General features: G+C 56.4%; 5 protein-coding genes and 2 rRNA genes. 5 read left to right on the top strand and 2 right to left on the bottom strand.

All coding sequences use genetic code 11. The annotated features are described in order from the left end of the window. Nucleotides 1-218 precede the first annotated feature (218 nt). Nucleotides 219-3,100: ribosomal RNA gene (locus CFB46_RS04140) — 23S ribosomal RNA — on the top strand. A 184-nt stretch (nt 3,101-3,284) separates the two neighbouring features. After that, nucleotides 3,285-3,397: ribosomal RNA gene (rrf, locus tag CFB46_RS04135) — 5S ribosomal RNA — on the top strand. A gap of 244 nt (nt 3,398-3,641) precedes the next feature. Here the strand turns inward: rrf and CFB46_RS04130 are convergent. Beyond that, the gene (locus tag CFB46_RS04130; protein ID WP_089499316.1) at nt 3,642-3,971 is read right to left on the bottom strand and encodes a hypothetical protein; all 330 of its coding nucleotides are present in this window, start codon (nt 3,969-3,971) and stop codon (nt 3,642-3,644) included. Between the two features lie 982 nt (nt 3,972-4,953). On the opposite strand from CFB46_RS04130, the gene CFB46_RS04125 reads away from it, so the two are divergent. After that, the gene (locus CFB46_RS04125; RefSeq protein WP_143751582.1) at nt 4,954-6,519 is read left to right on the top strand and encodes an AAA family ATPase; all 1,566 of its coding nucleotides are present in this window, start codon (nt 4,954-4,956) and stop codon (nt 6,517-6,519) included. After that, nucleotides 6,432-7,775, top strand: a complete 1,344-nt coding sequence (locus CFB46_RS04120; protein ID WP_143751581.1) for a hypothetical protein — start codon at nt 6,432-6,434, stop codon at nt 7,773-7,775. The genes CFB46_RS04125 and CFB46_RS04120 overlap by 88 nt, the downstream gene beginning before the upstream one ends. Nucleotides 7,776-7,794: 19 nt before the next feature. Here CFB46_RS04120 and CFB46_RS04115 read toward each other — a convergent pair whose 3' ends face one another. After that, complete coding sequence (locus CFB46_RS04115) at nt 7,795-8,973, bottom strand: DNA-methyltransferase (protein WP_179235032.1); 1,179 nt, start codon at nt 8,971-8,973, stop codon at nt 7,795-7,797. Nucleotides 8,974-9,050: 77 nt separating this feature from the next. Here CFB46_RS04115 and CFB46_RS04110 point away from each other — a divergent pair, with 77 nt between their 5' ends. Continuing rightward, nucleotides 9,051-10,112, top strand: a complete 1,062-nt coding sequence (locus tag CFB46_RS04110) for an HNH endonuclease (protein ID WP_089499313.1) — start codon at nt 9,051-9,053, stop codon at nt 10,110-10,112. The last annotated feature ends 120 nt before the right edge of the window (nt 10,113-10,232 follow it).

Below are 10,232 nucleotides of genomic sequence, written 5' to 3'. Positions count from 1 at the left end.
CGATATCGGCTGTCGTTCTTTAACAATCTGGAAGAAGTAAGTAATTTGGATAGCGGAAGCGTCTTGAGATGGACGTGGAAGTTATCCGGGTTGTGATTGTATCGATGTATCTCAAGATGATTCGAACTCTAAGTTTGACTCTAATTGGAATACGGCACAACGCGAGAACTCAACCTGTAGCGACTGTAGCGTCGAAAGATGAGACAGACTCGTTATAGGGTCAAGCGAACAAGTGCATGTGGTGGATGCCTTGGCGATCACAGGCGATGAAGGACGCGGTAGCCTGCGAAAAGCTACGGGGAGCTGGCAAACGAGCTTTGATCCGTAGATGTCCGAATGGGGAAACCCGGCCCTTTTGGGTCATCCTGGACTGAATACATAGGTCCAGTGAAGCGAACGCGGTGAACTGAAACATCTAAGTAACCGCAGGAAAAGAAATCAACCGAGATTCCCAAAGTAGTGGCGAGCGAAATGGGATGAGCCTTGCACTCTTTATTTGTATTGTTAGCCGAACGCTCTGGAAAGTGCGGCCATAGCAGGTGATAGCCCTGTAGGCGAAAACAGTATGAAAGAACTAGGTGTGCGACAAGTAGGGCGGGACACGTGAAATCCTGTCTGAAGATGGGGGGACCATCCTCCAAGGCTAAATACTCGTGATCGACCGATAGTGAACCAGTACCGTGAGGGAAAGGTGAAAAGAACCCCGGGAGGGGAGTGAAATAGATCCTGAAACCGCATGCATACAAACAGTCGGAGCCTCGTAAGGGGTGACGGCGTACCTTTTGTATAATGGGTCAGCGACTTACGTTCAGTAGCAAGCTTAACCGTATAGGGCAGGCGTAGCGAAAGCGAGTCCGAATAGGGCGTTCAGTTGCTGGGCGTAGACCCGAAACCAGGTGATCTATCCATGGCCAGGATGAAGGTGCGGTAACACGTACTGGAGGTCCGAACCCACTAACGTTGAAAAGTTAGGGGATGAGCTGTGGATAGGGGTGAAAGGCTAAACAAACCTGGAAATAGCTGGTTCTCTCCGAAAACTATTTAGGTAGTGCCTCGTGTCTCACCTTCGGGGGTAGAGCACTGTCATGGTTGGGGGGTCTATTGCAGATTACCCCGCCATAGCAAACTCCGAATACCGAAGAGTGCAATCACGGGAGACAGACATCGGGTGCTAACGTCCGGTGTCAAGAGGGAAACAACCCAGACCGCCAGCTAAGGTCCCCAAATATAGCTAAGTGGGAAACGAAGTGGGAAGGCTAAAACAGTCAGGAGGTTGGCTTAGAAGCAGCCACCCTTTAAAGAAAGCGTAATAGCTCACTGATCGAGTCGTCCTGCGCGGAAGATGTAACGGGGCTAAGCTATATACCGAAGCTGCGGATGCGAGCTTTGCTCGCATGGTAGGAGAGCGTTCCGTAAGCCTGCGAAGGTGCCTTGTAAAGGGTGCTGGAGGTATCGGAAGTGCGAATGCTGACATGAGTAGCGATAAAGGGGGTGAAAGGCCCCCTCGCCGTAAGCCCAAGGTTTCCTACGCAACGTTCATCGGCGTAGGGTGAGTCGGCCCCTAAGGCGAGGCAGAAATGCGTAGCTGATGGGAAGCAGGTCAATATTCCTGCACCATTGTTAGATGCGATGGGGGGACGGATCGCGGAAGGTTGTCCGGGTGTTGGAAGTCCCGGTCGCTGCATTGGAGAAGGCGCTTAGGCAAATCCGGGCGCGTAATTCAAGGGTGTGGCGCGAGCTCCTTCGGGAGCGAAGCAATTGGAAGTGGTTCCAAGAAAAGCCTCTAAGCTTCAGTCTAATGATGACCGTACCGCAAACCGACACAGGTGGGCGAGATGAGTATTCTAAGGCGCTTGAGAGAACTCGGGAGAAGGAACTCGGCAAATTGGTACCGTAACTTCGGGATAAGGTACGCCCTTGTAGCTTGATGCCCCTGCGGGCAGAGGGTGAAGGGGTTGCAATAAACTGGTGGCTGCGACTGTTTAATAAAAACACAGCACTCTGCAAACACGAAAGTGGACGTATAGGGTGTGACGCCTGCCCGGTGCCGGAAGATTAAATGATGGGGTGCAAGCTCTTGATTGAAGTCCCGGTAAACGGCGGCCGTAACTATAACGGTCCTAAGGTAGCGAAATTCCTTGTCGGGTAAGTTCCGACCTGCACGAATGGCGTAACGATGGCCACACTGTCTCCTCCCGAGACTCAGCGAAGTTGAAGTGTTTGTGATGATGCAATCTACCCGCGGCTAGACGGAAAGACCCCATGAACCTTTACTGTAGCTTTGCATTGGACTTTGAACCGATCTGTGTAGGATAGGTGGGAGGCTATGAAACCGGAACGCTAGTTTCGGTGGAGCCGTCCTTGAAATACCACCCTGGTTTGTTTGAGGTTCTAACCTTGGCCCGTGATCCGGGTCGGGGACAGTGCATGGTAGGCAGTTTGACTGGGGCGGTCTCCTCCCAAAGCGTAACGGAGGAGTACGAAGGTACGCTAGGTACGGTCGGAAATCGTGCTGATAGTGCAATGGCATAAGCGTGCTTAACTGCGAGACCGACAAGTCGAGCAGGTGCGAAAGCAGGTCATAGTGATCCGGTGGTTCTGTATGGAAGGGCCATCGCTCAACGGATAAAAGGTACTCTGGGGATAACAGGCTGATACCGCCCAAGAGTTCATATCGACGGCGGTGTTTGGCACCTCGATGTCGGCTCATCTCATCCTGGGGCTGTAGCCGGTCCCAAGGGTATGGCTGTTCGCCATTTAAAGAGGTACGTGAGCTGGGTTTAAAACGTCGTGAGACAGTTTGGTCCCTATCTGCCGTGGGCGTTGGATATTTGAAGGGGGCTGCTCCTAGTACGAGAGGACCGGAGTGGACGAACCTCTGGTGTACCGGTTGTCACGCCAGTGGCATCGCCGGGTAGCTATGTTCGGAAGAGATAACCGCTGAAAGCATCTAAGCGGGAAACTCGCCTTAAGATGAGATATCCCTGGGGACTGGATCCCCTTGAAGGGTCGTTCGAGACCAGGACGTTGATAGGTCAGGTGTGTAAGCGCAGTAATGCGTTCAGCTAACTGATACTAATTGCCCGTAAGGCTTGATCCTATAACAAGTCTGTCTCGATGCCCGTTGGCGCTTTAGCGCTTACGGACATCGAGCGTCGAGTGCAAGGCACTCGACGTACGACGGTTGAAGTACCGCGTACGTGTGAGATACAGCTCACAACCCAAAATTACTGCTTCTTCCCAGATTGGTTCTGTTGGCCACGCCAGCAGAACAACCCTCTTTGCCTGATGACCATAGCGAGTCGGTCCCACCCCTTCCCATCCCGAACAGGACCGTGAAACGACTCTACGCCGATGATAGTGCGGATTCCCGTGTGAAAGTAGGTAATCGTCAGGCTCCCCTCAAGCCAAGAACCCCCGCCCGACAAGGCGGGGGTTTTTGCATTCGGCGATGGAAATGTGTGTGGAGTATTCGGCCTGGCTGCATGCCGTGCTGCATGCACTGACGTTTGGGATGCCGTCGGATGCGGAGAGGGCAGAATGCAACTTTTCGTCTGTTGTGACGATTGTTGACGTTACTTGCAGCGCCGCCGCGGATCATTTGCGTCAAGGCGTGCGCCGAAGTGCTTCACACCGAGCCATTACCAGACAGTAGATCTGCGCAAAGGGGCTAGCGCTGCGTATTCCAGATCCTTCTCTTCTTGCACAGCTGCGCCATAGAGCTGCTCTCGCCAGTTCAGCGCGCTGTAGTCGGGCGTGATGATGACCCTTCGAGAATCAAAGTTGAACCGAAGATAGACGCGATCACCCGGCTTGAATCCGAACATCTCGAAATGCGCATCGATAGCGCGCATCCATGGCATGTACGGTTGGCTATCTTGGGGAGGGTCAGGCTCGTTGCTGAGGGGCAGCTCAACCGTTGGATACTGTTTGAGCTTCTTGGGCCGTGACTTACTATAGGCGTTAGCCATCTTCCGACTCCTTGTCCGAGTTGGTGGTGGTCAGCGGGTCGTATGGGTGGCAGCCCATGCGGCCCGCGCTTTTTGCGATGATGCTGTTTGAGTCTACCTAACTAGGCATCTCGAAATATAGAAAATTTGACGAGTGGCCAATCGGCATATCTTCTTGAGTTTTCGTCGCAGGAAACCACGACATAGACTTAGATTTCGATGAACGACGACGCCTGCCGTCCGTCCCGTCTGATGGTCGGATGCGTGGCCTGTCACATGCGCTTCTGCAAGGCACGAGACTGGATCGTCCTCTAAGCCTGTTCGAGGCCTTCGATGGGGTTGTTGCTGTCACCTCCTGAATCAACCCGCCCGCCATCGTTGCATTGCCTTTTACGACGCCATAACGCTTCAGGTAGAGCAGTGTTTCCAGCATTCACGGCAAGTAAGGTCAGCTCCTGCTTGGGAAGATCTGGCGGTGTTTTGCCTCTTCAGAAAAATTGGCATATAACATCTTAACCATTGCCTTTTTCGATCTTCGCTTTGTTGCGCTTGTCTTCTGCAAAGATGGTGCAAAAGGAGGGGAATCAATACCGCATTACACGCGGGTTCCCTTGGACTTGAACTTCGCATCGAGAAGAACGATAGACATTTCAAAATCATCGATTTGCCGACGTTCTGATAATGTTGAGCAAACAAAAAAGAGCACTCTGCAAGCTCTTTTTGGTGTCGCGTGTGCGAATCGTCATCGAAAGTACTTCCTCACGATCGGAGCAGAGCTCGTAACTAGCGGCGGACCCGCGTAATATGGCGAAAAACTCCGAAGAAAGGGTCTGTTTTGCCATCCTTGCCACGCAACATCCTAGGGGCAGAAGCCGCCGCAAAGGCCGCCAGCTCCGCCCCGCTTCGTCCTTTCGCATATACCCGCCGTTCGTCGGGAACAAAGGATCTATCCCTCAAAGAAGAGGTTCTTGATCACACCGGTTATTGGGCGAAGCCGAGCGGGGTGAGCAGCAAGCCACCCCGATGGATCGTCCACATCGACGCGACGCGCGAGGTTCCAGTCGCCCGGCTCGCGCAAGATTCGTCAGGCGTGACGCCTCCGGCCGCGACGACCCCCGGCTACATCAACAACGGCGCTGGCAAGTGCGCGCTCGCGGCGTTCCGGCTGATGCCGGCGATCAAGCTAGGGCCAGCCAGCTATAGGTTTCCGGACGAATGGGAATGGATTGTCCAGTTCGCGTTTGCCAAGGCGTTGCCGGTCGGCACATCGGGCGATGTCCTGACCGACTTCAACGTCCAGGACAGTACCTTGTCCTACAAAGGCCGCGAGACGCCGAAGACGGCCTATCCCATCGCGCACATCAGCCTGATCAAGACAATGGCCGAGCCCAAGCCAATCCAACTCGCTTCGGGTGATCTCTTTACCTACGAAGACGCGACGGCCACGCTGTCGGCGTGGCTGAGCGACGGGAACGCGAACTTCGGCGTTTACTCGGCGGCCAGCCGAGAGGACATGGAGCGGCTGCAATACGACCTTGGCTCGGTGTTCGAGGCCGAAGCGGACGCCGAAATCGAGCCCGCGCAGAATTTGGAGGTGTTGCCAGCTCCGGATCTCTTCGGCGTTCCGCCGGTTGTCTACAAGCTGATCAACGCAGCCTTGGCCGCTGGCAAGCGGCATTTCGTCTTTCATGGGCCGCCCGGGACCGGCAAGACCACGCTTGCCCAATACGTGGCCGAGCAGATCGCGGGCGACGCTCTTTCGGAGGGCGAGGAGCCTTACACGCTGTTGACGGCATCATCGTCATGGAGTTCTCAAGATCTCGTCGGCGGGTATCAACCGCTTGGGCCGGGCAAGATGGGATTTGTGCCCGGCGCCATGCTGCGGGATTTCCACAAGCCGATTATCATCGACGAGCTAAATCGCTGCCCGATCGACAAGGTGATCGGGCCGTTGTTTTCCGTTCTGAGTGGGCAATCGACTTCCCTGCCGTATCGAGTGAAGGTCGAAGACGCGACAAGCGAGAGCTATCGCATCCTGCCAAAGCCCAACCCTTCCAAGGCAGAGCACGAGTTCGCCCCCAGTCCCGCATGGGCGATGCTGTGCACGCTCAACCAAGTCGACAAGTCGCAGTTGGAGCAGATCAGTTTCGCGTTGTCGCGGCGCTTCACGTGGGTTCGAATCGGCATACCCGAAGACCCGGCGGCCTTTGTCCGAGAACGGCTCGAAAAGCTTGGGTTGCTGAAAGGGCGCGCTGACGCCGCGTTGCCGAATCCGGTCGCGGATTTGTGGGCGATCGTCAATCGGCACCGCGAGTTGGGCGGAGCGCCCGTTATTGATTTCTTGAAGCTTGCCGCCGCGATGGACCCCGACATCGATTTTCTGTCGGCACCGACGCCGCAGACGCAAGAGACCTTCGTCGTGGTGATGGCCTCGACCTTTTTGCCGTTGCTCGACGGCATCAGCCGCGCGGAAGCGATGGATTGCTCCTCGGCTATCGTCTCGGCTTGGAGACTGTCGAGCGGCGTGGCGGCCGACGTCGAGCAACGTTTCATGGAGCTTGCGCCCTGAGCATCCCACTTGACTCCACGCTGTCCGACCATTGCTTAGCCGCGCTCTTGCGCTGCCATCGATCTCCACATGGCAACGGATGGGATTCGAAGACTCCGCGCGCCGACATCGAGGAGCGCGAGGAGCTTTTGCTACGCTGGGCACTTTCTGACGGGGTTCGGCGCATCGCGGAGCGCGTGATCGCAAACCCGCGAGACATTCGATCCTCGATCACTTTCGAAACTCAAACGCACTCTGGCCAGATACCAGGAGTCGTCGACGCTCGGGCGACGCTCTGCGAGCAGGAGCTTTCAGGTGACTCGACTCTCTTTGTCGTGTCCGAGCCGGCGCTCTCCACGCTGACTCGCCGCAACCATGTTCTCGCCTGGGTGCTTCGGGAAGCCGAGTCGCTGACACTGTCGGCCATTCGCCGGCACAGGCTCGGCCCTGACCAGGATTGGATACATGCGCGCGTGGGCCTTCTCGAACGCGCCAGCCGCACTCGGATGCTGCGCGAGGTGATGTTGTCGCCTGCAGGGCGGCGCAGGCCTGGCGCGGCTGCGATAAGGGACGCGCGCAAGGGTTTGTCGCCGCTCTACCGGATGGCCGCGGATTCGATGCTTCTGTTCGAAGGCGTCGAGCGCATGGACGAGGACGCGATACGCTCCATTTTGTCGAGCACGCTGGTCGCTCAGTTGGAAGACTGGCAGAAGCTCGAATTGGCGACCGCGCTTTCGGCGGCCGAAGCTTTGGCGATGGAAACGGGCGCGCGGATTAGATGGAAGGGCTCGATTGCCGGTGGCTCCGAGATCATGGCCGTCGGGCGTTATCGGATCAGATGGCAGAACGCGCTGCCCAAGCGAGCGGCCGAGCATCTAGACCCATCCGAAGCCGTGATCCGAGAGACGGCGGAAGCTCTGAGCGCAGGAATGGGCCTGGCGCGCGCCGATGTCTCGATTCGAGACGCCGCAACCGGAATCGACGTCGCCCACTTCGAATGCAAATGGTTCGGCTCCCCGCTATCGGCGTCAGCCGCAATCGTCGACGCGATATCCCAGCTTGTGCGCTATTGCCGCGATTCGCGTCCCGAAAGCGTCGAGCAAGCGCGAACGATGCTTCGCGACTGCGCGGTGGTGTGTTCGGGATTGGCGGGCTTCGAAGAATCAACGAACGGGGCAAAGCCGATTGGCCTGACTGATTTTTCAGGATTGGCGAGCGGGGCCTTGATCGCGTGGGCGGCAAGGCTGCATCGCAGACTTGCCGCCAATCCTGTCTAGCGCCAGCGCTTGGCGTCTCTTATCTTGTGGCCCCGCCGTTTGCTACCAACGGCACCTCCGTTTCGTCTGTCGGCTGCGAGCAAGGCGTGCTGATCGAGTAATTAGCGGGACGCGAGCGCGCGTTTTCGGTGCCGGTTTGGAAACGCGCCATGCCGCCGCGAATGTATTCGCTCGACAGCTCGACGCAGGCCCATTTTCGGCGCAGATTTTCAGCCACCATACCGGTCACACATGACCCGGCGAATGGGTCGACCACCAGATCGTCCGGATCGGTCAGCATCCTGATGAAATACTCCGGTAGCAGCGCAGGGAAGCGGGCCGGGTGAATGTCGATCTCGTTCGCGCGGCAGTAGTCTTGGTATTGCCCGTTGCTCTCGGTGTTCGCGATGGCGAGCAAATTGGGCGGCACGGATCCGCCGTTGTCCTTCGAGAATTTTTCCGAGATGTCATGCCCGGACGGTCGCAGCTTCGCCTTGTAGCCGTTCTTCAAGAGCCCCTTCATCGACTCGGAATACGGTGCGAGAACTCGCTTGTTGTTCGCTTTCGGATACGGCGTTTTCGAGAGCCACCACACGCAGTTAACGGCGTCTTTGACGCGCACCCGGCGAATGTTGACCCACTCCGCAGGCGAGGGCAGCTTGGCCGGGTTCCACCAGTAGTGCTCCTGGGCGAGGTGAAAGCCGAACTCCTCACAGAGCATGATCAACAGCTTGAAGTGGTAGAGAGACCGTGTCGGCGTGCCAGGCTTCCAGGCGCCGCCGATGTCGATCACCAAGCTTCCATCGTCGCGCAGCACGCGGTTGAACCCCTCCGCGAACGGGCGGAACCAATCGCAGTAAGCGGCCGCATCCTCATTGCCATACGACTTCTTGCGAACCAAGCCGAAGGGCGGCGAGGTCATGATCAAGTTGACGGAATTGGGCTTCGCGCGATGATGCAAATATTCGAGCGAGTTGCCGTTGTATATCTTGCCGAGCTTCGTTTCGTGAGCGACCGAGAAGGGGCCATAGCTCTCGCCGTTGATTCGCTCCGGCTTCTTGTCCTGCCTCGCGGCGGTGTTGTGAAGATGGCGAATGTAGTCGCTCAGCGACTTGAACCCCAACACATTGGAGATTGCCTCCATTTCTTGCCGTTCGTTCAGGGTGAGCCGGAGGCTCGCGATGTTGTCCCGGGGTTCGGAGACATGCGGACGGACCATTCTGTTCCTCTATGTGGCGCACCGATTTTGCGAATGCATCTAACTAGTAGTTTATTGTAATACGATAACCTGGGCCGATGCCAGGAATTTCTCGTATCCCAGAGCTCGTAAGGTTTCGCTATCATCTGACGCAAAGAACCGCAACCGGGGGAACAATGTCGCGACTTGCAAAGACTGACTTGCTGGGCAGAGTGCTGGACTCGATCAAAGAGAGTGGTTGGCTTCCGGTTGTCATCGAGCGTCGGCATCCCTTTCTGATTCGGGCCCGAGAGTCTGATTCGGGGATGGTCTTAAACCTGCGGGTCTACATTTGGAACTGCACTCACGGAGGCGGAAGCCGCGCGTGGAATGAATACCGAATCCAGTCAACGAGCGGCCAGTTGGAGCAGCGAAAGGGCGAGAGGACGCTACTCCTTGGTTGGCGGGACGAATTGGGCGTGTTCGCCGCTTGGGATGTCGAGGCCCATATCCAACAAAACTCGGTTTCACCGTCGGCGCAGGTAAAAGAGCAGACGTTGTTGGCTGCGCAAGAGGGCGCATTCTCCACGCAAGAGAAAGAGAACGAAGTGGTAGTCGCTTTTGCGCCATTCCTCTTCATGGAGTATGTGTCCTGCAAGGACCTTTTTCACCAAACGGGTTGGGCGCATCGAGACATTGCGCTGATGGATCACCTCGATGATTTGTCTGATGAGGACATTCAGAGTGTTCGGAACGGGCCACGACGTTTGCTTATCAAGACGATCAGGCAAAAATATCGAGCAAAAGATTTCAGCCGACGGGTGCTCGACGCGTATCTTCATCGGTGCGCGTTTTGCGGCGTGCAGCTCAAACTGTTAGACGCGGCACATATTGTCCCAGTCGCTGCGCCTGACAGCACCGACGAAGTCAACAACGGCGTCGCGCTGTGCAAGTTGCATCACTTTGCATACGATTCGAATCTGGTTGCCTTCGATACCGAATACCGCATTCGGATTAGCAATCGGAGGGTCCACGATCTGCAAGAAGCGGGGCTCGACGGAGGGTTGGAAAATTTCGTGAGATCGCTGCAGCCCACCTTGGTCCTGCCTGAATTCCGTCGGCACTATCCCGACAGGGATTGCATCGAACGCGCCTTGGAGTATCGCGGATGGGAAATATGACGATGGAGCTCGACATCGATAGCGGCATTTGGGGTTTGCCGCGATTCTCGCGACCAAAAGCCGCTTTCCATGGTTTCGGTCGTCGAGGCGTCGCGCGCAACCAATGAGCATTTTCCATAG

It is taken from the genome of Burkholderia sp. HI2761 (assembly GCF_002223355.1).
Taxonomy (GTDB): domain Bacteria; phylum Pseudomonadota; class Gammaproteobacteria; order Burkholderiales; family Burkholderiaceae; genus Burkholderia.
Note: the sequence above shows the minus strand (reverse complement) of the source record. Positions and strands in the feature narration are given on the sequence as shown.

Coding starts and splice junctions, on each gene's coding strand:
- CFB46_RS04130 (WP_089499316.1), bottom strand. CDS start 3,971: ATGGCTAACGCCTATAGTAAGTCACGGCCCAAGAAGCTCAAACAGTAT.
- CFB46_RS04115 (WP_179235032.1), bottom strand. CDS start 8,973: ATGGTCCGTCCGCATGTCTCCGAACCCCGGGACAACATCGCGAGCCTC.
- CFB46_RS04110 (WP_089499313.1), top strand. CDS start 9,051: ATGCCAGGAATTTCTCGTATCCCAGAGCTCGTAAGGTTTCGCTATCAT.